Annotated in this window: 25 protein-coding genes; all 25 read left to right on the forward strand. The window is 44.3% G+C overall.

The window, feature by feature from the left end:
• The first annotated feature begins 76 nt into the window (after positions 1-76).
• The 25 genes from HDC33_RS05030 to frr all read left to right on the forward strand — a co-directional run bounded on the left by HDC33_RS05030 (position 77) and on the right by frr (position 21,137).
• On the forward strand, positions 77-298 hold the full coding sequence (locus HDC33_RS05030) for a flagellar FlbD family protein (RefSeq protein ID WP_179391404.1): 222 nt from the start codon (positions 77-79) through the stop codon (positions 296-298).
• Positions 288-713 (forward strand): flagellar basal body-associated protein FliL, encoded by a 426-nt coding sequence (gene fliL, locus HDC33_RS05035; protein ID WP_179391405.1) that lies wholly within the window; start codon positions 288-290, stop codon positions 711-713. Before HDC33_RS05030 ends, fliL begins: the two co-directional genes overlap by 11 nt.
• 109 nt (positions 714-822) lie before the next feature.
• Positions 823-1,821, forward strand: a complete 999-nt coding sequence (gene fliM / locus HDC33_RS05040) for a flagellar motor switch protein FliM (protein ID WP_179391406.1) — start codon at positions 823-825, stop codon at positions 1,819-1,821.
• Positions 1,814-3,013 carry a flagellar motor switch phosphatase FliY gene (fliY, locus tag HDC33_RS05045; protein WP_179392632.1) on the forward strand — a complete coding sequence of 400 codons (1,200 nt, stop codon included), beginning with the start codon at positions 1,814-1,816 and terminating at the stop codon, positions 3,011-3,013. The genes fliM and fliY overlap by 8 nt, the downstream gene beginning before the upstream one ends.
• A 19-nt stretch (positions 3,014-3,032) precedes the next feature.
• Positions 3,033-3,395, forward strand: coding sequence for a response regulator (locus tag HDC33_RS05050; protein WP_179391407.1), 363 nt, complete (start codon positions 3,033-3,035; stop codon positions 3,393-3,395).
• A gap of 7 nt (positions 3,396-3,402) precedes the next feature.
• Positions 3,403-4,095, forward strand: coding sequence for a flagellar biosynthetic protein FliO (locus HDC33_RS05055; protein ID WP_179391408.1), 693 nt, complete (start codon positions 3,403-3,405; stop codon positions 4,093-4,095).
• Complete coding sequence (gene fliP, locus HDC33_RS05060) at positions 4,088-4,753, forward strand: flagellar type III secretion system pore protein FliP (protein WP_179391409.1); 666 nt, start codon at positions 4,088-4,090, stop codon at positions 4,751-4,753. The genes HDC33_RS05055 and fliP overlap by 8 nt, the downstream gene beginning before the upstream one ends.
• A gap of 11 nt (positions 4,754-4,764) precedes the next feature.
• Positions 4,765-5,034 carry a flagellar biosynthesis protein FliQ gene (fliQ, locus tag HDC33_RS05065; RefSeq protein WP_179391410.1) on the forward strand — a complete coding sequence of 90 codons (270 nt, stop codon included), beginning with the start codon at positions 4,765-4,767 and terminating at the stop codon, positions 5,032-5,034.
• Positions 5,035-5,038: 4 nt separating this feature from the next.
• Positions 5,039-5,815, forward strand: coding sequence for a flagellar biosynthetic protein FliR (fliR, locus tag HDC33_RS05070; protein WP_179391411.1), 777 nt, complete (start codon positions 5,039-5,041; stop codon positions 5,813-5,815).
• Position 5,816: 1 nt separating this feature from the next.
• The gene (gene flhB, locus HDC33_RS05075; protein ID WP_179391412.1) at positions 5,817-6,899 is read left to right on the forward strand and encodes a flagellar biosynthesis protein FlhB; all 1,083 of its coding nucleotides are present in this window, start codon (positions 5,817-5,819) and stop codon (positions 6,897-6,899) included.
• 135 nt (positions 6,900-7,034) lie between these two features.
• Positions 7,035-9,065 carry a flagellar biosynthesis protein FlhA gene (flhA, locus tag HDC33_RS05080; protein ID WP_179391413.1) on the forward strand — a complete coding sequence of 677 codons (2,031 nt, stop codon included), beginning with the start codon at positions 7,035-7,037 and terminating at the stop codon, positions 9,063-9,065.
• Positions 9,065-10,177 carry a flagellar biosynthesis GTPase FlhF gene (flhF, locus tag HDC33_RS05085; RefSeq protein WP_179391414.1) on the forward strand — a complete coding sequence of 371 codons (1,113 nt, stop codon included), beginning with the start codon at positions 9,065-9,067 and terminating at the stop codon, positions 10,175-10,177. The genes flhA and flhF overlap by 1 nt, the downstream gene beginning before the upstream one ends.
• Positions 10,170-11,036 (forward strand): MinD/ParA family protein, encoded by an 867-nt coding sequence (locus tag HDC33_RS05090; protein WP_179391415.1) that lies wholly within the window; start codon positions 10,170-10,172, stop codon positions 11,034-11,036. The genes flhF and HDC33_RS05090 overlap by 8 nt, the downstream gene beginning before the upstream one ends.
• 1 nt (position 11,037) lies before the next feature.
• Entirely contained in the window at positions 11,038-12,186 is a 1,149-nt protein-coding gene (locus HDC33_RS05095) for a protein-glutamate methylesterase/protein-glutamine glutaminase (RefSeq protein ID WP_179391416.1), read from the forward strand.
• Between the two features lie 13 nt (positions 12,187-12,199).
• Positions 12,200-14,251: a chemotaxis protein CheA gene (locus tag HDC33_RS05100; RefSeq protein WP_179391417.1), complete on the forward strand. Its 2,052-nt coding sequence runs from the start codon at positions 12,200-12,202 to the stop codon at positions 14,249-14,251.
• A gap of 16 nt (positions 14,252-14,267) precedes the next feature.
• Entirely contained in the window at positions 14,268-14,735 is a 468-nt protein-coding gene (locus tag HDC33_RS05105) for a chemotaxis protein CheW (RefSeq protein WP_179391418.1), read from the forward strand.
• Positions 14,725-15,357 carry a chemotaxis protein CheC gene (locus HDC33_RS05110; RefSeq protein WP_179391419.1) on the forward strand — a complete coding sequence of 211 codons (633 nt, stop codon included), beginning with the start codon at positions 14,725-14,727 and terminating at the stop codon, positions 15,355-15,357. Before HDC33_RS05105 ends, HDC33_RS05110 begins: the two co-directional genes overlap by 11 nt.
• 1 nt (position 15,358) lies before the next feature.
• Entirely contained in the window at positions 15,359-15,853 is a 495-nt protein-coding gene (locus HDC33_RS05115) for a chemotaxis protein CheD (RefSeq protein ID WP_179391420.1), read from the forward strand.
• A 238-nt stretch (positions 15,854-16,091) separates the two neighbouring features.
• Complete coding sequence (locus HDC33_RS05120) at positions 16,092-16,874, forward strand: FliA/WhiG family RNA polymerase sigma factor (protein ID WP_179392633.1); 783 nt, start codon at positions 16,092-16,094, stop codon at positions 16,872-16,874.
• Positions 16,871-17,170: an RNA polymerase subunit sigma gene (locus HDC33_RS05125; RefSeq protein WP_179391421.1), complete on the forward strand. Its 300-nt coding sequence runs from the start codon at positions 16,871-16,873 to the stop codon at positions 17,168-17,170. Before HDC33_RS05120 ends, HDC33_RS05125 begins: the two co-directional genes overlap by 4 nt.
• A 5-nt stretch (positions 17,171-17,175) precedes the next feature.
• Positions 17,176-17,688 carry a hypothetical protein gene (locus HDC33_RS05130; protein WP_179391422.1) on the forward strand — a complete coding sequence of 171 codons (513 nt, stop codon included), beginning with the start codon at positions 17,176-17,178 and terminating at the stop codon, positions 17,686-17,688.
• Positions 17,689-17,832: 144 nt separating this feature from the next.
• The gene (gene rpsB / locus HDC33_RS05135; protein ID WP_179391423.1) at positions 17,833-18,561 is read left to right on the forward strand and encodes a 30S ribosomal protein S2; all 729 of its coding nucleotides are present in this window, start codon (positions 17,833-17,835) and stop codon (positions 18,559-18,561) included.
• Between the two features lie 85 nt (positions 18,562-18,646).
• Positions 18,647-19,531, forward strand: coding sequence for a translation elongation factor Ts (gene tsf, locus HDC33_RS05140; RefSeq protein ID WP_179391424.1), 885 nt, complete (start codon positions 18,647-18,649; stop codon positions 19,529-19,531).
• Positions 19,532-19,854: 323 nt separating this feature from the next.
• Complete coding sequence (pyrH, locus tag HDC33_RS05145; RefSeq protein ID WP_179391425.1) at positions 19,855-20,580, forward strand: UMP kinase; 726 nt, start codon at positions 19,855-19,857, stop codon at positions 20,578-20,580.
• A complete protein-coding gene (frr, locus tag HDC33_RS05150) occupies positions 20,580-21,137 on the forward strand; it encodes a ribosome recycling factor (RefSeq protein ID WP_179391426.1) in 558 nt (185 codons plus the stop codon). The genes pyrH and frr overlap by 1 nt, the downstream gene beginning before the upstream one ends.
• Positions 21,138-21,277 lie beyond the last annotated feature (140 nt).

A 21,277-nucleotide genomic window follows, 5' to 3' on the forward strand; every position in this document is an offset into this window, starting at 1 on the left:
AATCTAACTTATATAGCATAGCTTTCACAAGAAAAGGAGGGCTGGGCCGGCTCTTGCAGCCCGGCCCCTTACATATATGATACAAGTTACACGCTTGAATGGCAGTGCGTTCACGTTGAATGCATTATACATAGAAAGAATTGAGTCGTTTCCCGATACTACGATTACATTGACGACAGGCTCGAAATATGTTGTCCTCGATACGGCCGATGAAGTGAACAGCCGGATCGTCGAATTTTATAAGGCGGTCCAGTTGTTATCAAATCCGCATATCCGAGGTGAAGAACATGAAGAATAAACTGTTGACAGTATCCCTAATCATAATCGTCTGTATTACATTGCTAGGCGGTGTTGCACTCGTACTCGCCATGCAGCTGAAAAACGGCGATGACGTAAAAGAACCGACAATTGATGACATCATCGAATCCTCGGTTGATGTCGAAGAGATTACAACGAATTTAGGCAACCGGCAATTCATCCGAATCACCTTGAAAATCCAGACGGACAATAAAAAGGCGGCGGAAGAGCTTGCCAAAAGGGATTTCCAAGTGAAAAACATCGTCATCCAGGAACTTTCCGAGATGACAGCGAAAGATCTAGAAGGGAAAGCCGGTAAACAAGCCTTCGAGGATGCATTGAAATCACACTTAAATCCACTTATGCAAAACGGTGACGTCGAAAAAGTCTATATCGTATCTTATATTATTCAATAAGCATTTAAGTTGAAGAACTGAATCCTGTGTATTAGTGGGAATTCTTTATTTCGACTTAACTATATCGTCAAATTTTGAACTTCAAACTCAGATGCCGGGAGGTGACCATATGTCAGGGGATATTTTATCCCAAAATGAGATCGACGCATTATTATCTGCGATTTCAACAGGGGAAATGTCTGCAGAAGACATGAAAAAGGAAGACGAGACCCGGAAAGTCAAAGTGTATGACTTTAAACGTGCTCTACGATTTTCCAAAGATCAAATTCGCAGTTTAACAAGGATACATGAAAATTTTGCTAGATTGCTGACGACATATTTTTCAGCACAGTTACGAACGTACGTCCAAATCAATGTGGCATCGGTCGATCAGATCCCATTTGAGGAATTTATCCGTTCCATTCCAAATATGACGTTAATTAATATCTTTGAAGTACCGCCTTTGGAAGGTAACATCCTGATGGAAGTAAATCCGAACATTGCTTATACGATGCTTGACCGCCTAATGGGAGGAGTGGGAGCAAGCCCGGGGAAAGTCGATAATTTGACGGAGATCGAGTTAAAAATCATGACTAACTTATTTGAGCGTTCCTTCGATAATCTACGGGAAGCGTGGTCCGGAATCATTGATATTGATCCATTCCTGACAGAGATGGAAGTGAATCCTCAGTTCCTTCAGATGATATCGCCGAATGAAACGGTTGTAGTCATTTCCTTTAATATCGTGATCGGTGAATCAAGCGGGATGATCAACATTTGTATTCCGCACGTTGTTCTCGAACCGATCGTACCCAATTTGTCGGTCCGTTATTGGATGCAGACAAATAAAAAAGAACCGTCGCCAGAGCAAAGTGCAATTCTTGAAAAAAGGTTAAAAAAAGCCCCGTTGTCGGTCATCGCTGAACTTGGCAATGGAAAGATGACGATTGAGGATTTTCTTTACCTTCAAAAGGGGGATGTCATCAAGCTTGATAGTAAAATTGAGGATCCGCTTATCATCAAAATCGGCGATATGCCGAAATTCACCGCACAGCCCGGCCATTTGAAAAACCGGATGGCTGTACAGATAATAGATACAGAGATTGGAGGGGATGAAGATGATGAGTGATAATATCCTTTCGCAGGAAGAAATAGAAGCATTATTACGCGGGGAACCGTTGCCGAGTAGTGAAGTAGAGGAATCGACAAAAAAGATTTTAGCGACGGAAGATTATTTGGACGCAATGGAACAGGATGCGCTCGGTGAAATCGGCAATATATCATTCGGCAGTTCAGCGACGGCATTGTCATCGCTGCTTGGTCAAAAAGTTGATATAACGACACCAACCATCTCGGTTGTTGATAAGGAAACGTTAGAAGAAGAATTCATCCATCCGTATGTTGCCGTTAAAGTGGACTACACAGTAGGGCTTAGCGGGATGAATCTACTCGTTATCAAACAAAGTGACGCGGCTATCATTGCGGATCTCATGTTGGGAGGCGATGGTTCGGAACCGAATATGGACCTAGGTGAAATCCATTTGAGTGCAGTTCAAGAAGCGATGAATCAAATGATGGGTTCAGCGGCGACTTCAATGTCGACATTATTCAATAAAAAAGTTGATATTTCGCCTCCTTCAATCGACCTGGTGGATATTTTGGGAAATAAGGGGCGTGAACTTATTCCCGAAGACGATTTATTGATAAAAGTGTCATTTACTCTAAAGGTCGGTGATTTGATTGATTCGAATATCATGCAATTGCTGCCTCTTGGATTTGGGAAGAAATTAGTAGCCTCCCTTATCGGAGGGGACGTGGAAGAGGAGACTGCTGCGGTTGCGGAGATGGCACCGCCAAAAGTACAGCAGCCTTCTCCTAGAGAACAGCAACCGGAACAGCAACAATCTTATGGACATGAGGTCTCTTCTCAAGGGATGCAGCAGTACGCCAATGAACCGCCTGTGCAACACCAGATGCCAATGCGTCCTCAACAGCCACAAGTGCAAGTTCAGCAGGCACAGTTCGCAAGTTTTGAAAGTCCGACTTTGAACCAATCCGAAGCGAATAATTTGAATATGCTTCTTGATATTCCATTGCAAGTAACGGTCGAGCTTGGAAGAACAAATCGTTCGGTCAAGGAAATTTTGGAGATGTCGAGCGGTTCTATTATTGAACTGGACAAACTTGCAGGTGAACCGGTTGATATATTGGTGAACAACCGCCATATTGCAAAAGGAGAAGTTGTCGTTATCGACGAAAACTTCGGTGTTAGGATCACGGATATATTAAGCCGAACAGAACGTTTGAACAATTTAAGATAACTAACGGGGGGTAATGGAAATGGGTAAACGTATATTAATAGTGGATGACGCAGCTTTTATGCGTATGATGATTAAAGATATTTTGACGAAAAATAATTTTGAAGTTGTTGGTGAAGCGGCGGATGGTGCACAAGCTGTTGAGAAATATATGGAACTAAAACCGGATCTCGTGACGATGGATATCACGATGCCGGAAATGGATGGTATTACTGCATTAAAAACGATTAAAGAAAAAGACCCATCGGCTTTAGTTATCATGTGTTCCGCAATGGGGCAACAAGGAATGGTAATCGATGCAATTCAAGCAGGAGCGAAAGATTTCATCGTCAAACCGTTCCAAGCAGACCGTGTCGTTGAAGCTATTGAAAAAGCATTAGGATAATCGAGGGATGAATTCATTGTTTTTACACAAGTACTTATCGGCTTTTCTTTTATTCATTCTCATCGCATGTCAATTTCCATATACATCCGTTTCTGCAGACACAGAGCTTGATCCGAATAAGCCTGTGTCTGAGTTGTTCAACAGAGATAAGGAAATGGAACCGGAAAAAGATGCTGATGTTCCAGCTGCCGACCCTGCAACCGAAGAGCCTGCTGTCGGTTCCTCAGCGGGGGATTACATAAAAACATTATTTGCATTGATTTTTGTCATTGGATTATTATTCGGACTTTTAAAATTCGTCAATCGAAAAAACAGACTTTATGATAAGAGTCGCTACATGAAAAATATGGGAGGCATCTCCCTTGGGCAGCATAAATCCATCCAATTGGTTGTTGTCGGTGAATCGTATTATCTGATTGGTGTCGGTGATGATATCCGTATGTTGAAAGAGATAACTGACTCGGAGGAAATCGATAAACTCGTTGAATTTTATGAGGGCGATAGCGTGGAGTCTCCGGCTGGAATGCTCAATCGAATCGTAGCCAAAGTGACTAGTAAATCAAAAAACAACCCGTACGAAAAAACGGAAGAGACAACTGATTTCAGCAATATGTTCAAATCAAGGCTTGAGGAGATGAAAGAGGAGAGGAAACGGCATATCGGCCGCTTGACAGAAAAGGAGCGCAACCGAGATGAATGAAATTACCCAGTTTTTTTCGGATAGTGATCCGTCCAATGTATCGACATCCATCAAAATGATGTTACTTCTGACGGTTCTTTCTCTTGCGCCCGCCATTCTGATTCTAATGACTTCGTTTGCAAGGATCATTATCGTTCTTTCCTTCGTCAGAACGGCGCTTGCGACGCAGCAGATGCCTCCAAACCAGGTTCTTGTCGGACTCGCATTATTTCTCACATTTTTCATTATGGCGCCGACATTTCAGCAAGTGAATGAACAGGCACTTACACCATTATTCGCAGAAGAGATTACACTCGATGAAGCTTATGATAAGGCGAGTATGCCGTTTAAAGAATTCATGAGCAAACATACCCGCCAGAAAGATTTAGAGTTATTCCTCAGATACAATAAAGCGGAGAGACCCGAATCACTTGAAGATATCTCGCTAACGATGCTCGTTCCGGCATTCGCACTGAGTGAAATAAAGACGGCATTCCAAATGGGTTTCATGATATTCATTCCCTTCCTGGTCATCGATATGATTGTAGCGAGTATTCTGATGTCCATGGGGATGATGATGTTACCGCCGGTCATGATTTCACTGCCGTTTAAAATATTGCTCTTCGTCCTCGTTGATGGATGGTATCTCATTATCAAATCATTGCTGCAAAGTTTTTAGGAGGGTTTTGAATGACGCAGGAAACAATCGTAGCGATAGCTGAGCGTGCAATCTGGGTCATTCTATTGACTTCCGGCCCACTCCTTATCCTTGCATTAGTAACTGGACTTGCAGTCAGTATCTTTCAGGCAACAACACAAATTCAGGAGCAGACACTGGCATTTGTGCCTAAAATCGTTGCTGTATTGGTGGGAATTGTATTCTTCGGTCCATGGATGCTAGCGAAAGTGACATCGTTCGCTTCTGATATTTTTGAGAACTTGGGCAGGTATGTCGGGTGATGAAATGGAAGAGTTAATACCTTCACTCGCCGCATATCTACTTGTCCTGACTCGGGTCACTTCTTTTTTTGTAACACTTCCATTGTTCTCTTACAGGACGATACCAGCAACTCATCGCGTCGTATTCGGTGCTCTGCTTGCCTGGATGATGGTTTATACGCTGGACATGCCTGACCTTGAGATTGACGGGGCATACCTATTGCTCGTTGTAAAAGAGGCAATGACAGGGTTATTCATTGGAATACTTGCGTTCATCGTTATGTCCGCTATCCAGATTGCGGGCGGATTCATTGATTTTCAGATGGGGTTTGCCATTGCGAACGTCATTGACCCGCAAACGGGAGCACAATCACCGCTTCTTGGCCAATTCTTCAACTCGCTTGCCATTCTACTATTGCTCGCATTGAACGGACACCATATGTTGCTGGACGGTATTTATTATAGCTATCAATTCATCCCGGTGGATCAACTTTGGCCCGCATTCGGTGAGGAACGTCTGGCGGAATTTGTGATAAAGACATTTGCAACGTCATTTGCAATCGCATTTCAAATGTCGATACCTGTAGTAGCGACGTTGTTCCTCGTCGATTTGGCACTTGGAATTACCGCAAGAGCAGTGCCGCAATTGAATATTTTCGTTGTCGGATTCCCGATTAAAATCGGTGTCAGTTTCATAGTGTTATTCATTATGATGGGTGTCATGATCCAAATGATGAAGAAATTGTTTGAAGTGATGATAATCGGAATGAGGGACCTGATGATAATTTTAGGAGGTGGCTGACATGATGATACGGCTTGATCTGCAATTTTTCGCGGGGGAAAAGACTGAAAAAGCCACCCCTAAAAAGCGCCAAGATTCCCGGAAGAAAGGTCAAGTCCTAAAAAGCCAGGACGTTACGAGTGCAATTCTCCTACTTTCCGTGTTCCTGTTCCTGTTCTTCGCCGCGGGACTCATGAGGGACCGCTTTTTCGTGTTTTTCAATGAGGCGTTCACAGAATACGTCACACTGCCTATTTTGGATGAGAATCAGACAATGCTGATTTACAATGATGTCATGATTCAAATGGCGTTCATTCTTTTGCCTATCATGCTGATCGCGGTCGTCGCAGGAATAGCAGGAAATCTGTTCCAATTTGGCTTACTCCTTACTGGGGAACCTTTAAAATTCGACTTGAAAAAAATTGATCCGATCAAAGGACTTAAACGCATTTTTTCCATTCGCGCCATTATTGAATTAATGAAATCCTTATTGAAAATTTCATTTATCGGAACGGTCACAACCATGATCATCATGGCGAATATCGACAAAGTACTCGGACTGGCATTTAAAAGTCCGTGGGATACGTTGACAACCGTGGGACAACTCACCGCTTTGATGGGAATCACGGCTGCGTTCGTCTTATTGTTCATTTCCATTCTCGATTTTATGTACCAGAAATTTGACTATGAAAAAAATCTCCGCATGTCCAAACAGGATATCAAGGATGAACATAAAAACTCTGAAGGGGATCCCATCATTAAATCCCGTATTAAGCAACGTCAGCGGGAAATGGCAATGAGACGCATGATGCAGGAAGTGCCTGATGCGGACGTCGTCATCACGAATCCCACCCATTATGCGATTGCATTGAAGTATAAGGATGGGGATATGGACGCTCCGATTGTCGTGGCGAAAGGCGTCGATTTCATCGCCCAAAAGATAAAATTGATCGCTGGTGAAAACGACATCGTCATGGTGGAGAATCGGCCGCTTGCCAGGTCACTCTATGAAGATGTTGAAATAGGTGGCAGGATTCCCGAAGAGTTCTTCAAAGCGATAGCCGAAATATTGGCATATGTGTACAGAATTCAGCGCAAAATCTGATTTGGCCAACGGGGAAGGAGGTAGTCCAATCCTTCCCTGCTGCATACCTGCGTCCAGTAGGCACAAGCTCAATTCAAAATCTGGACGCAAATACGCATAGGCGTATTTGATTAAATACAAGAAAGTAGGGATGACATGCAGTTCAAGGATATAGGAGTGCTCGCAGCGGTCATCATGATCGTTGCGATGCTTGTCATCCCGCTTCCGCCATGGCTTTTGAGTTTCTTGATTATTATAAACATTACACTTGGACTTTTAGTTCTATTAACGGCCATGAACATGCAGGAAGCGTTACAGTTTTCAATCTTCCCCACCTTACTCCTATTGCTTACGCTATTTCGGCTTGGACTCAATGTTTCAACAACAAGGGCGATTTTAGCGAATGGAGATGCGGGTGGAGTCGTTGAAACGTTCGGTACATTCGTTACGGGCGGTAATATCATCGTCGGTCTAGTTGTTTTCGTCATCCTGATTCTTATTCAATTCATCGTCATTACAAAAGGGGCGGAACGGGTATCCGAGGTAGCAGCCCGTTTCACTCTGGACGCGATGCCGGGGAAGCAGATGAGTATCGATGCCGACTTGAACGCGGGTATGATTTCTGAAACGGAAGCTCGTACGAGACGGGAAAAGGTTAGTAATGAAGCCGACTTTTACGGAGCCATGGATGGAGCGACGAAATTCGTCAAAGGTGATGCAATTGCCGGTATTATCATCGTTATTATCAACTTACTCGTCGGTATGATTATCGGCGTTGCTCAAATGGGGCTGCCTTTCGCGGAAGCGGCCGTGCTCTTTTCCCAATTGACTGTCGGTGACGGGATTGTATCGCAAATTCCGGCTTTGCTTATTTCGACTGCGACAGGTATTGTCGTGACACGTGCGGCGTCTAAAGGCAATCTTGGTTCCGATATTACAATCCAGCTCCTTGGGCAGCCGAAACTGCTATATGTTGCAGCTGTTACGGTGCTATTGCTTGGATTGGTTACACCGATTAACGACATTCTTACAATTCCAATTGCGCTAGCGCTCGCTTTTGCCGCATTTGCAATGTCCAAAAAAGTCGTTGAAGATCCGGAAGAGTTGCTTGGGATGGAAGAGGATATAGAGACGGAAGGTTTGAAAAGTCCCGAAAATGTCGTCAATCTTCTCAATATCGATCCGATAGAATTTGAGTTCGGTTATGGGTTGATTCCGCTTGTCGATGCAACGCAAGGCGGCGATTTGCTAGACCGGGTTGTTATGATTCGCAGGCAGCTGGCAATTGAACTGGGCCTTGTCATCCCGGTTGTCCGTATCAGGGACAATATCCAGCTGCAGCCGAATGAATATAGAATCAAGATTAAGGGAAGTGAAATGGCAAGAGGGGAATTGTTACTGGACCACTACTTGGCAATGAGTCCGGGCGGGGATGATTCCATTGAAGGCATCGATACTATAGAGCCGTCATTCGGTCTGCCCGCCAAATGGATTACAGAAGACGCGAAAGAAGATGCCGAAATCCTCGGGTACACGGTCGTCGATCCGCCAAGTGTCGTCTCGACGCATCTGACAGAAGTGATTCGTGCAAATGCAGCAGATTTGATCGGCCGCCAGGAAACGAAACAACTTGTCGATCACGTCCGTGAAACATTCCCGATTCTTGTGGATGAACTGACGCCAACTCCATTGTCGATTGGTGAAATTCAAAAAGTGCTTGCGAAATTGCTTAATGAGCATGTTTCAGTCCGGAATTTACCCATCATTTTTGAAACGCTTGCGGATTATTCGAAATATACATCAGATGTTGATGTCTTGACCGAATATGTCCGACAGGCCCTTGCAAGGCAAATTACAAATCAGTACGCGGCAGCCGGTCAATCGCTGAAAGTGCTGACCGTATCGGGTAAGGTCGAGAAAATGATCGCTGATAATGTACAGCAGACGGAACAAGGCAACTATTTATCAATCGATCCGCAGCATTCACAGGATATACTTGAGTCGATTGCGGGGGAAGTGGAGCGCGTCGCATTGATGGATCAATCACCTGTCGTTCTTTGTACGCCAGCGATCCGGATGTATTTGAGACAAATTACAGAACGCTACTTTCCGCAGATTCCAGTGTTGTCTTACAATGAGCTTGAATCTTCGATTGAAGTCCAAAGTGTCGGGGTGGTGGATATCTGATGAAAATGAAAAAATATACGGCTGAAACGATGGTGGAAGCCATGAAAAAAGTGCGCCTGGATTTTGGCGATGATGCGATAATCCTTAGTTCGAATGTCGTCAAATCGAAAGGGTATCTCGGATTCTTTAAGAAGAAGTCCGTAGAAGTGGTAGCAGGATTTGACGAACCATTCGCGAAGGTGGAGGAAGCGGTTCCTCCACTTCTTTCATCACAGCCAACAAGAGATGACAGTATTTCTGTGGAGATGAAAAAGGAAATGACTGAAATGAAGAAGCTGTTGAAAGATATGCAGCAAGCATCTATTCATTCACAATTCCCTGATGAAATGAAGCCTTTGCTTACCCATCTTCATAATCAAGGTCTGTCCGAAAAGTCCATTACACAAATAGGTGAAAGTCTTTTTAAACGAATGAAAGGCGAGAGAAAAGAATTTACTGCCGAGGAACAGCAGTTGATGACTAGGCAGTTTCTTGAGCAGGAAATGGCGAATTTGCCGTTCGGTGGTATCTCTTTCAACAAAAAATATGTTAACGTGCTTGGACCGACTGGCGTCGGTAAAACGACCACGATTGCAAAGATTGCTGCCCGGGCACTTCTGGAAAAAAAGAAGAAAATCGGTTTTATTACTACAGATACATATCGGATAGCGGCAATTGAGCAGCTCCGGACATATGCAAACTTATTGCAGGCACCTGTGGAAGTGGCTTATAACAAGAGGGATTTCGAAAAAGCGATTGAAAAACTGAAGGATTTGGATCTAATTTTCATTGACACTGCAGGTCGGAACTACAAAGAGGCAAAGTTTGTGGAAGACTTGACGCAACTCATCGATTTTTCACTGGAAATGGAATCCTATCTCGTCCTGTCCATGACTTCAAAAGAAGCTGATATGAGAACGATTGTGGATCAGTTCAATAAGTTCCCGATAGAAAAATTCATTTTTACGAAAATGGATGAAACCGGATCGATTGGACCTCTATTTAATCTGATGAAGGACTATGGTATTGGAACCGCCTATTACACGGATGGGCAGGAAGTGCCGGAAGATATTACTGAAGCGGATCGTATGAAACTAATAACTTTGTTATTAAAGGGTGCTCCTGATGCGTGACCAAGCGGAAACACTCAGACTCAAAATGCTGAAGTCCCAAGGTGAACTATCAAAATCGATTGCGATTATAAGTGGAAAAGGCGGTGTTGGGAAATCAAATTTCTCGACGAATTTCGCCTATGCCCTTCTTTCAAAAGGAAAGAAAGTCCTTATTATTGATATGGATATTGGCATGGGCAATATTCATATTCTTCTCGGTGCGACACCCCAATATAGTTTGAAAGATTATTTGCATGGCACTAAGGAAATAGATGAAATCGTTAACACGGCACCTCGAGGGTTGACATTCATATCGGGAGGCTCGGGGCTTGACTCGGTGATGGAGTGGTCTGCGGAAATGTTCGAAAGATTGATTCGGGCGTTTGAGCATTTGCAGCAAGCTTATGATTTCATCTTATTTGATATGGGAGCGGGAGCGACGCAAAGTTCAATCGAATTGATTGTCGCAGTCGATGAAATCATCGTCATCTCGACGACTGAACCGACGTCCATCACAGATGCATATTCCATGATGAAATTCATCTGCCTGCAAGACGCTGATAAATCATTCAGTATTGTCAGCAACCGTGTTTCAAAGTATGATGACGGCAACGATGCCATAACCCGGCTTCAGTATGCTATGCGGAAATTTCTGGGTAAGGAGACGAAGCTTCTTGGCTTCTTGCCTGAAGATCCGGTGGTCCACAAGGCGGTACTTGCACAAGAGCCTTTTTTGTTGCTGTTTCCAAACGCTCCCATTACAAAAAGAATGATGGCGATTGCAGAAACTTTTGTCAGTCCGAGTTCTTCCGATGGATTTAAAACGGGGGAAGGGTTCCTTGGGAAACTGAGAAGCCTATTTACGAAAGGGCGTGGATGATTTGAATACAGGCAATCGTAAGAAAGCGCTTGTGGTGGATGATTCGGCGTTTATGCGTAAGCTCATATCCGATTTTCTCACGGGGCATCCGGGAATTGAAGTAATCGGGACTGCCCGCAATGGGAAAGAGGCCGTTGAAAAAGTGGGGTCGTTGAAACCCGATGTTGTCACGATGGACATTGAAATGCCGATTATGAATGGTCTGGATGCGCTGAGAGAGATTATGTCAAACCACCCGGTGCCAGTCGTCATGTTATCCAGTACAACGAAAATCGGCGCGGAAAATACGATACTCGCTATGGCATATGGTGCGGTGGATTTTGTCGCAAAACCAGGCGGCGCAATTTCCTTGAACCTTCATGAGGTGAAGGAAGAAATCCTTGGAAAAGTCCTTGCCGCCGCTGAAGTCCGTATGTCTACACTGGCAAGGAATGTTACCGGACGGCTTTTGACGAAGCCGATTGTTTTGAAATCGATTGATAATGCGGCCGGCATCCAATCTGAATCATTGTCAACTTCCGAAGAACGTTCTCAGATGAAGAACATAACACAGAAAAAGTTTTCCAAAACGAGTAAGACTTTCGTTATAATAGGTACATCGACAGGGGGTCCTCGGGCCTTGCAAGAAGTGCTGACAGGCTTACCGGCATCTATCGGCGTTCCAATTCTTGTCGTGCAGCATATGCCGCCGGGATTTACGAAATCCCTTGCGGATAGGCTGGACGGTCTTTGTGACATACGAGTAAAAGAAGCGGAAGACGGCGAACTGCTTACCAATGGGACTGCTTATATTGCACCTGGAGGCAAGCATCTGAAAGTGATGAAAAAAGGTATGATGTACTATGTACATCTGGATGCAGTCGAACCGCCGCGAATGGGACATCGTCCTTCAGTCGACGTACTGCTTGAGTCAGCCGCGGGGAATTGCGACTTGAATTACTTGACCGTCATAATGACGGGGATGGGCTACGATGGAAAAAACGGCATGAAACTGCTTCGACAAAATGGAAGAACAATCACGATAGCTGAATCGGCTGAGACATCGGTGGTATACGGAATGCCGAAAGCGATAAAAGAAGCTGACCTTGCTGATAAGGTGGCGGACTTGCAGGACATAGCAGAATCGATTTTGGAAGTTATCAAGTCTTAAAGGGGGTATTACAATGGATACCGATCAATATTTAGAAATGTTCATTGAAGAAAGCAAGGAGCATCTTCAGTCATGCAACGAGCATCTGTTGGAGCTTGAAAAAAATCCGCAAGATCTTGGCATTGTAAATGAAATATTCCGATCTGCCCATACGTTGAAAGGGATGTCCGCGACAATGGGGTATGAGGACATCGCCGACCTGACTCATATGATGGAAAATGTATTGGATGCAATTCGCAACTCGAGAATCCGTGTCACAACTGAAATTTTGGATGTTGTTTTTCAAGCTGTCGATTATCTTGAAGAGATGGTTATAGACATTGCATCTGGTGGAACGGGTAAAAAAGATGTACGTGAACTCGTAGAATCACTCAACGCAATTGAAACCGGAAAAAATGCCATTATCAGTGCGGTAGCCGAAACGGCGGTAACGTCTGTACTGGCTGAGGAGAATGGCACGGTGGAGCCCCTCCTATATGATGGATATGAAATGACCGTCATCACCCAATCGGCGGAGCAAGGATTCAATGCTTTTGAAATCACTGTGCAATTGCGTGATGACTGCTTGTTGAAGGCGGCTAGGGTATTCATGGTATTTGAAATACTGGAAAAGTCCGGTGAAATCGTCAAATCCGAACCAAAAGTCGAACAGCTCGAAAACGAAGAGTTTGATGATATGTTTACTGTAGCACTGATCACAAAAGAAGATGCGTCTATATTGAAAACTAAAGTGATGAAAGTATCCGAAATTGAGACAGTGACTGTCATGCCGATTACGATCCATAATCAATCCAAGGAGAATGAGGTCGAGGCGGCTCAAAATACTGGAACGGTTACGACTATCTTGGATGAAGCAGAAGCGAAAAAAGATCCGACTGAACAAAAAGATAAGAAGAATACGGGCGCACATTCCGGTAACAAAACAATTCGGGTGAATATCGACAGACTCGATATCCTCATGAACCTGTTTGAAGAGCTGGTCATTGATCGCGGCAGGCTACAATCGATTGCTACCGATATTCAAAATCCGGAGCTGACTGAAACTGTTGAACGGATTACACGGATATCCGGTGATCTGCAAACGATCATCTTGAACATGCGCATGATTCCGATTGAAACAGTCTTCAATCGTTTTCCGAAAATGGTGAGGCAGCTTGCGCGTGATCTTGATAAGAAAATCGCCCTTGAAATCATTGGTGCCGAAACTGAACTTGATCGGACGGTCATTGATGAAATCGGAGATCCGCTCGTCCATTTAATCCGAAATGCATTGGATCATGGCATCGAAAGTCCGGCTGAGCGGATTGCAAAAGGCAAGCCCGAAGAAGGTACGGTGACCCTGCGTGCTTACCATTCCGGCAATCATGTGTTCATAGAACTTGAAGACGATGGCGCCGGTGTGAATCGTCAACGTGTTCTTGCAAAAGCTATCAAAAGCGGCATCGTCTCGGAGGAAATGGCTGAAACGATGACAGACCGTCAAGTGGCGGAACTCATTCTTGCATCCGGCTTTTCAACAGCGGAGAAGATTTCGGATGTATCAGGCCGCGGTGTAGGTTTGGATGTTGTGAAAAACACGATTGAATCTCTCGGGGGATATATCACGATCGAATCGAAAGAAGGTCAAGGTTCCTTATTCCAAGTGCAGCTTCCGTTAACGCTGTCCATTATTTCCGTCATGCTTGTTGAGTTGGAAAGTGAAGTGTTCGCAATTCCTTTAACGTCCATCATTGAGACGGCAATCATCAAGACATCTGAAATTATGAGTGCTCACAACCAGAAAGTCATTGATTTCCGCGGCAATATCATTCCGCTCGTCAACTTGTCGGAAATTTTTGAAATGCCGGGGACAGCTGATGTGAGTGACGGTCATCAGTCTGTCGTAATCGTCCGTAAAGGTGATAAATTAGCAGGGCTGGTTGTCGATTCATTCATTGGACAACAGGAGATTGTGTTGAAATCCCTTGGTAATTACTTGCAAAGTGTCTTCGCAATTTCCGGTGCAACAATTCTTGGAAATGGACAAGTTGCACTTATTATCGACTGTAACGCATTGATCAAATAGGCGGGAGTGAAATAATATGACTGACAAGCTCGATCAGAAAGAAATGAAAGTCATCGTTTTCCAACTGATGGATATGGAATATGCCATCAATGTCGATATCGTCCAGTCAATCGAGAGGGTGCTGTCGATAACACGTGTCCCGAAGACACCGGCGTATGTGAAAGGGGTCATTAATCTGAGAGGAATCGTTACGCCGATTGTCGACCTGCGGGAACGATTCGGATTGGTTTCCACAGAAATGGATGATCATACAAGAATAATCATCGTAACGTTGGAAGACTATGAAGTCGGACTGATTGTAGACGCCGCGAACGATGTACTCGACATTCCTCTGGACTCAATCGAACCGCAACCTGAAGTCGTCGGCTCCATCGAATCGGACTTCGTTTCAGGTGTCGCCAAGGTGGGGAAACATCTTCTTGTCATGCTCAATCTCGATACAGTTCTGGAGCCTGTGAAGCGGGTGACGGCTGATGAATACTGACAACTTGATTACCGACATGCATCTAGACGTATTGAAAGAAGTCGGCAATATTGGGGCGGCACATGCGGCAACCTCATTGTCACAATTGCTGAATCGTAAAATCGACATGCATGTTCCCAAAGTCGAACTGGTCTCGTTTGATGGGATGTTCGATCTTGCAGGAGGTGCCGAAACGGTTGTAGCAGGAATCTTCCTCCGGATTGAGGGAGATTTGTCCGGCAGCATGTTTTTTGTTCTTCCATTGGATTCTGCGAATCACTTCATTAGAAAGCTGATTGGGGACGAAACGTTTGATTTCGCTTCGCACGATATCCCGGATATGGGGATATCCGCGATGCAGGAGCTTGGCAATATCTTGTCGGGTTCTTATTTGTCCGCGCTTTCCGATTTCACAGGATTGAAAATCTATCCAACCGTACCTTCGTTAAGTGTCGACATGGTGGGCGCAATCGTCAGCTTCGGGCTGATTGAGGTATCCCAGCACAGTGACGAAGTAATCGTCATCGACACGCAGATCCGTGAAGAAGGTCCAGACGGTACTGCAAGTGTTAATGGCCACTTTTTCCTGTTGCCTGATCCATCATCCTATGCTGCAATTTTTCGTTCTCTGGGTGTGTTGTAAGATGATGGTGTTGAAAGACGTCGTCAGAGTAGGGATCGCAGATATGAATGTGGTTAAGGAACCGATGACGATCCGCACATCCGGACTGGGTTCTTGTGTCGGTGTCGTTCTATATGATCAAACGAAAAAAATCGCCGGGTTGGTACATATAATGCTTCCGGATTCCAATCTTGGTAAATCAGATCAGGTGAATGTAGCCAAATTTGCAGATACGGGTATATACGCTTTGATGGAGTTGCTTAAAGCGGAAGGTGTCAGACCGATGGGGTTGAAAGCGAAAATTGCCGGCGGTTCACAAATGTTCCAATTCGGTTCGAACGATACTATCAGAATCGGCCCGCGCAACATCGAGGCGGTAAAAAAAGAATTGAAACGATTGTCGATACCTTTAACCGCCGAAGACACAGGTGGCTCAAGCGGACGGACGATTGAATTCGACCCCGCACATTCAATCCTCCATGTCAGGACAGTGAGCCAGGGTACGAAAGAGATTTGAATACGAAAGCGGATATACTTCGCCGTATGGGATAGCAGTTGAACAGTTGAACATATGAATACATCAGAGGCGCCTTTCAAGGGGCATCCCCTATCACCGAAGCGTGTATGAAGGGATTCTTTATTCCAATCTAAATACTTATGTTAGGCGGCTGATCGCTTCGGTCGCCTTTTTTCGTGCTTATTTGCTATAATAATAGGAAACTATGACTGAATCATCATGGAAAGTGAGGGATTCGATGTCGAAACAGGATATGATGGAAGATAATATATATTGGGACCTGTGGATTGAAAATCGTGATCCCGATGCGGGTGACATTCTCGTCCGGAAATACACACCGCTGGTAACCTATCATGTACAACGGATCAGTTCAGGTCTGCCGCGAAACGTTTCTCGCGATGATATCATGAGCCTTGGTCTCCACGGTTTATTTGACGCATTGACAAAATTTGACCCGGGCAGGGACTTGAAATTTGAGACATATGCTTCATTTCGAATACGCGGCACTATTATCGACGGTTTGCGGAAAGAAGATTGGCTACCGCGTTCTTCAAGGGAGAAATCGAAAAGACAAGAAGAAGAGATTACGAGACTCGAGCAGAAACTGCAGCGTCATGCGACACCTGAAGAAATTGCCGACCATATGGATATATCGGTGGAACAGGTTTATCAGACTGTGCATGAACATTATTTCTCAAATGTCCTTTCCATTGATGAAAAGGTAAATGACGATGACGAGGAAGGGCAAAAATCTTTCGTCATTAAGGATCAAGATTCCAAAACACCGGAACAGAAAACGATGATGAATGAATTAATCGGCGATTTGGCGACTAAAATACGGGAACTGAATAAAAACGAACAGCTTGTCCTCAGCCTCTTTTATACAGAAGAAATGACGCTTACTGAAATTGGTGAAATTTTAAGTTTGTCCACTTCCCGAATCTCCCAAATTCACTCAAAAGCGCTGTTCAAACTCCGCAAACTCTTATCAACCGAAATAGTTGATGGAGGGATTTTATGAGTTTGAAAGGGATTGAACTGCAAATTGCAATACCGAAGACGTTTGAAGCCGGTAAAATTGCGGAACATAAGCATCAGCAGACACAATTGAACCAAGACCATTCCAACTCCCTGATGGAACGGCAAATGGTGAAGACAAGAGAATCAGTCTTGCCATCCGAAGAAGCCGCCAAGATGGCTTCAGGCGGAAATCAGCACCTGCGGGATTCAGCGGAAGACGCAGATCGAAAAAATAACGAAGAGGAAAAGAAGACGATGCACCCTTATAAAGGTTCTTTCGTCGACTTTACAGGATAGCAGCTATGACAATGATTTTCTTATTGCTTTTATTCATCATGCAAGTGATCGGTTTTTACTTTCTGACATTGCTTTATACAAAAGTGACAAAGTTTGATGATCTGGAAAAAAAACAGCGCAAGCTCATGAGTGAAATGGATGACTCGATAGGCGCATACTTATCCGAGTTGAAAGATGAGAATGAGCGGTTAATGGAACGGCTTACTGAATGGGATAAGAATACGGAATCTGATCAACGGAACAGTCCTATATTTGCAATGGATGAAACCGCCGTATCTAAAGAAAGCCGTACAGCGGCACTTGTCAATAAGCCTACAACGCCTGTCAACCTTGCACTCAAGTCATATGCAGCTTCGAACGTGCTAGGACTGAAGCAGAGTGACCCGGATGTGAGGGAAGTGGAGGATGATAGATCAAGAGCTTTCGTTTTACACGATGCTGGACATTCCATTGAAGAGATTGCCAAGAAATTAGGAAAAGGGCGTACGGAAGTTGAGCTGATTTTAAAATTCAGATGAAGTGTGTTGCAAAAAAATAAACAATATGTTATATTATCAAGTGGTATTACTACACACGTGCACGGACGTCAGGAATGGTGCCGAGAGGTCGTTCTGTCGGATGAGGTACACGGAGGGAATCAAACCAAACAGGAGGAATAACAAATGTCAGTAATCTCAATGAAACAACTGCTTGAAGCAGGGGTGCACTTCGGTCACCAAACACGTCGCTGGAACCCGAAAATGAAGAAATTTATCTTCGTTGAGCGTAACGGTATCTACATCATCGATCTTCAAAAAACGGTGAAAAAACTTGAAGAAGCATATGCATTTATGCGTCAAGTTGGTGCTGATGGCGGGAAAGTCCTATTCGTCGGTACTAAAAAACAAGCACAAGACGCAATTAAAGAAGAAGCTGAACGCGCTGGAATGTACTATATCAACCAACGCTGGCTTGGTGGAACACTTACAAACTTTGGTACAATCCAAAAACGTGTTGCACGCATGAAACAAATCGAACGTATGGAAGAAGACGGTACATTTGACGTGCTTCCTAAAAAAGAAGTTGGCCAACTTAAAAAACAACACGAACGCCTTGTTAAATTCCTTGGCGGAATCCGTGATATGAAAGCAATTCCGGATGTAATGTTTGTTGTTGACCCACGCAAAGAGCGCATCGCTGTTGCGGAAGCAATCAAATTGAACATTCCACTAGTCGGAATTGTTGACACGAACTGTGATCCGGATGAAATCGACTACATCATTCCTGCGAATGATGATGCGATTCGTGCGGTACGTCTTTTGACAAGCAAAATGGCTGACGCTTTGATCGAATCTAGACAAGGCGAAGACGAAGAAGCGACTCAAGAGGAAACAGCTGTAGCTGCAGAGTAAATCCAGTAAATGAAAAGACGATAAGCGGCTTATACCCTTATCGTCTTTTTTCGGAATTGACGGCATAAATAGGAGGAATGGAAAAATGAAAATCACAGCACAAATGGTAAAAGAATTACGGGAAAAAACAGGTACAGGTATGATGGATTGTAAAAAAGCGTTAACGGAAGTAAATGGTGATATGGAAGCGGCAATTGATTATCTTCGCGAAAAGGGTCTTTCTAGCTCAGCGAAGAAAGCGGACCGTATCGCTGCAGACGGCACAACGTCGATCCATGTTGACGGTAACGAAGCAATCATCCTAGAAGTTAACGCTGAAACAGATTTCGTAGCTAAAAATGAAGGTTTCCAAACGCTTGTATCCGAGCTTGCTGAACATCTTCTTGCTACAAAACCTGCAACAGTCGAAGAAGCGGTTGAAACTAAATTGCCTAACGGTTTGACAGTAGCAGATCACATTTCAAACGCTGTCGCTAAAATCGGTGAGAAAATCACACTTCGCCGTTATGAGATCCGTACAAAAACAGATAACGATGCTTTCGGTCCATACTTACATATGGGTGGACGCATCAGTGTGCTAGTTGTCCTTGAAGGTTCAACAGATGCAGACGCTGCAAAAGATGTTGCAATGCATATTGCCGCATTGAATCCGAAATACGTTTCACGTGACGAAGTTTCTGAGGAGGAAGTTGAGCACGAGCGCAAAATCCTTACAGAACAAGCACTTAACGAAGGTAAACCTGAAAACATCGTTGCGAAAATGGTTGAAGGTCGTATCGGTAAATATTTCGAAGAGATCTGTGTACTGGATCAACCATTCGTTAAAAACTCCGACCAAAAAGTTGGTGACTTCGTGAAATCAACAGGCGGAACTTTGAAAGAATTCATTCGTTATGCTGTTGGTGAAGGAATCGAAAAACCTGAAGATAATTTCGCAGACGAAGTTATGAACCAAGTTAAAGGTAACTGAGCCATTATAAACTGACAAATGGGGAACACACGCGTGTGTTCCCTATTTTTAAAGAGCTAAGAAGTATTAGTCTTTCAACATGGAATAGTGTCTAGCTCTAGGCGCCAACCCCTCGGGTCATAAGCCGTTTTGCTTTTAGGGGGATTGAAATACATCCCTCCTTGGTGGCTGAAGTACGCCTCCTCGTGCCTGCGGAGGCAGGTATGCAGTCGTTGCGACACGAAGTCGCGATCGTTAGACTGCCTTCCTTATCACCTATGCCTGTCGGGGCTGGACGGCGCCTTGCGCATTTCTTAAGAAAACAGAGTAGATGGAGGGTACAAATGAGCAACCCAAAATATAAACGAATCGTCTTGAAGTTAAGCGGAGAAGCCCTTGCCGGTGAAAAAGGTTTCGGTCTCTCGCCTGAGGTTATCAAAACGGTTGCAAAACAAGTGAAAGAAGTTGTCGATCTCGGTGTCGAGGTAGCGGTCGTCGTCGGAGGTGGCAATATTTGGCGCGGCAAGGTCGGCAGTGAAATGGGAATGGACCGCGCGACAGCTGATTACATGGGCATGCTTGCTACAGTTATGAATTCCCTCGCTCTACAGGACTCCCTAGAAAAAGTCGGTGTTGAGACCCGCGTTTCCTCGTCAATTGAAATGAGGCAAGTTGCGGAACCATACATACGCCGCAAAGCAATCAGACATCTCGAAAAGAAACGGGTCGTCATTTTTGCAGCTGGTACCGGAAATCCTTACTTTTCCACAGATACGACAGCGGCGCTACGTGCAGCTGAAATAGAAGCGGATGTCATCCTTATGGCGAAAAATAACGTAGATGGTGTCTATTCCGCGGATCCAGCGAAAGATGATAAAGCGATCAAATACGTAGAACTATCATTTTTGGATGTCATAAACCAAGGACTTGAAGTGATGGATTCCACGGCTTCAACCCTATGTATGGACAATGATATTCCGCTCGTAGTATTCTCTATTATGGAAAATGGAAATATTAAGAGAGCCGTCCAAGGTGAGCCAATCGGGACGGTCGTCAGGAGGAACTTATAATGGCGAACGAAGTTATGAACCAAGCAAAAGACCGTATGGAAAAAGCAATTGGAGCGTATACGAGAGAATTGGCATCGATTCGTGCCGGACGTGCAAATGCTTCCATGCTTGATAGACTGACTGTTGAGTATTACGGAGCACCTACGCCTTTAACGCAGATGGCTGGAATTTCAGTGCCAGAAGCTCGTCTCCTAGTCATCCAACCCTATGACAAAACAATTCTTGGAGATATCGAAAAAGCAATCATGAAATCGGATATTGGAATTACACCTTCCAATGACGGCAGTGTCATTCGTCTTGCTGTTCCTGCATTAACAGAGGATCGCCGTAAAGAGCTTGTGAAACTGGTGAAAAAAGAAGCGGAAGACGCAAAAGTAGCGATCCGTAACATCCGCCGTGATGCGAATGAAGATTTCAAGAAACTTGAAAAAAGCGGCGGAATCACCGAAGATGATCTACATCGCAACGGTGAAGAGATACAGAAGCTGACTGATTCGCAAATCGTGAGAATCGATGAAATTGCGAAAGACAAAGAAAATGAAATCATGGAAATCTGATAGAAGAACTTTCTATATTTCGGGACGTCCTAATTTCAGGACGTCTTTTTCTTTTGAACATCGAAAAGAAATGAAATTCACCGTCTAATTTGATACGATAGAGTATGTACTTGCTCTGAAAGTAGCTGAGTGGAGGAAAC

The organism is Sporosarcina sp. JAI121 (assembly GCF_013408665.1).
In the GTDB taxonomy this organism is placed as follows: domain Bacteria; phylum Bacillota; class Bacilli; order Bacillales_A; family Planococcaceae; genus Sporosarcina.

Bases quoted from the DNA above. Each gene is read 5' to 3' on its own strand.
- HDC33_RS05030 (WP_179391404.1), top strand. From the start codon at position 77: ATGATACAAGTTACACGCTTGAATGGCAGTGCGTTCACGTTGAATGCA.
- fliL (WP_179391405.1), top strand. From the start codon at position 288: ATGAAGAATAAACTGTTGACAGTATCCCTAATCATAATCGTCTGTATT.
- fliM (WP_179391406.1), top strand. From the start codon at position 823: ATGTCAGGGGATATTTTATCCCAAAATGAGATCGACGCATTATTATCT.
- fliY (WP_179392632.1), top strand. From the start codon at position 1,814: ATGAGTGATAATATCCTTTCGCAGGAAGAAATAGAAGCATTATTACGC.
- HDC33_RS05050 (WP_179391407.1), top strand. From the start codon at position 3,033: ATGGGTAAACGTATATTAATAGTGGATGACGCAGCTTTTATGCGTATG.
- HDC33_RS05055 (WP_179391408.1), top strand. From the start codon at position 3,403: ATGAATTCATTGTTTTTACACAAGTACTTATCGGCTTTTCTTTTATTC.
- fliP (WP_179391409.1), top strand. From the start codon at position 4,088: ATGAATGAAATTACCCAGTTTTTTTCGGATAGTGATCCGTCCAATGTA.
- fliQ (WP_179391410.1), top strand. From the start codon at position 4,765: ATGACGCAGGAAACAATCGTAGCGATAGCTGAGCGTGCAATCTGGGTC.
- fliR (WP_179391411.1), top strand. From the start codon at position 5,039: ATGGAAGAGTTAATACCTTCACTCGCCGCATATCTACTTGTCCTGACT.
- flhB (WP_179391412.1), top strand. From the start codon at position 5,817: ATGATGATACGGCTTGATCTGCAATTTTTCGCGGGGGAAAAGACTGAA.
- flhA (WP_179391413.1), top strand. From the start codon at position 7,035: ATGCAGTTCAAGGATATAGGAGTGCTCGCAGCGGTCATCATGATCGTT.
- flhF (WP_179391414.1), top strand. From the start codon at position 9,065: ATGAAAATGAAAAAATATACGGCTGAAACGATGGTGGAAGCCATGAAA.
- HDC33_RS05090 (WP_179391415.1), top strand. From the start codon at position 10,170: ATGCGTGACCAAGCGGAAACACTCAGACTCAAAATGCTGAAGTCCCAA.
- HDC33_RS05100 (WP_179391417.1), top strand. From the start codon at position 12,200: ATGGATACCGATCAATATTTAGAAATGTTCATTGAAGAAAGCAAGGAG.
- HDC33_RS05105 (WP_179391418.1), top strand. From the start codon at position 14,268: ATGACTGACAAGCTCGATCAGAAAGAAATGAAAGTCATCGTTTTCCAA.
- HDC33_RS05110 (WP_179391419.1), top strand. From the start codon at position 14,725: ATGAATACTGACAACTTGATTACCGACATGCATCTAGACGTATTGAAA.
- HDC33_RS05115 (WP_179391420.1), top strand. From the start codon at position 15,359: ATGATGGTGTTGAAAGACGTCGTCAGAGTAGGGATCGCAGATATGAAT.
- HDC33_RS05120 (WP_179392633.1), top strand. From the start codon at position 16,092: ATGTCGAAACAGGATATGATGGAAGATAATATATATTGGGACCTGTGG.
- HDC33_RS05125 (WP_179391421.1), top strand. From the start codon at position 16,871: ATGAGTTTGAAAGGGATTGAACTGCAAATTGCAATACCGAAGACGTTT.
- HDC33_RS05130 (WP_179391422.1), top strand. From the start codon at position 17,176: ATGACAATGATTTTCTTATTGCTTTTATTCATCATGCAAGTGATCGGT.
- rpsB (WP_179391423.1), top strand. From the start codon at position 17,833: ATGTCAGTAATCTCAATGAAACAACTGCTTGAAGCAGGGGTGCACTTC.
- tsf (WP_179391424.1), top strand. From the start codon at position 18,647: ATGAAAATCACAGCACAAATGGTAAAAGAATTACGGGAAAAAACAGGT.
- pyrH (WP_179391425.1), top strand. From the start codon at position 19,855: ATGAGCAACCCAAAATATAAACGAATCGTCTTGAAGTTAAGCGGAGAA.
- frr (WP_179391426.1), top strand. From the start codon at position 20,580: ATGGCGAACGAAGTTATGAACCAAGCAAAAGACCGTATGGAAAAAGCA.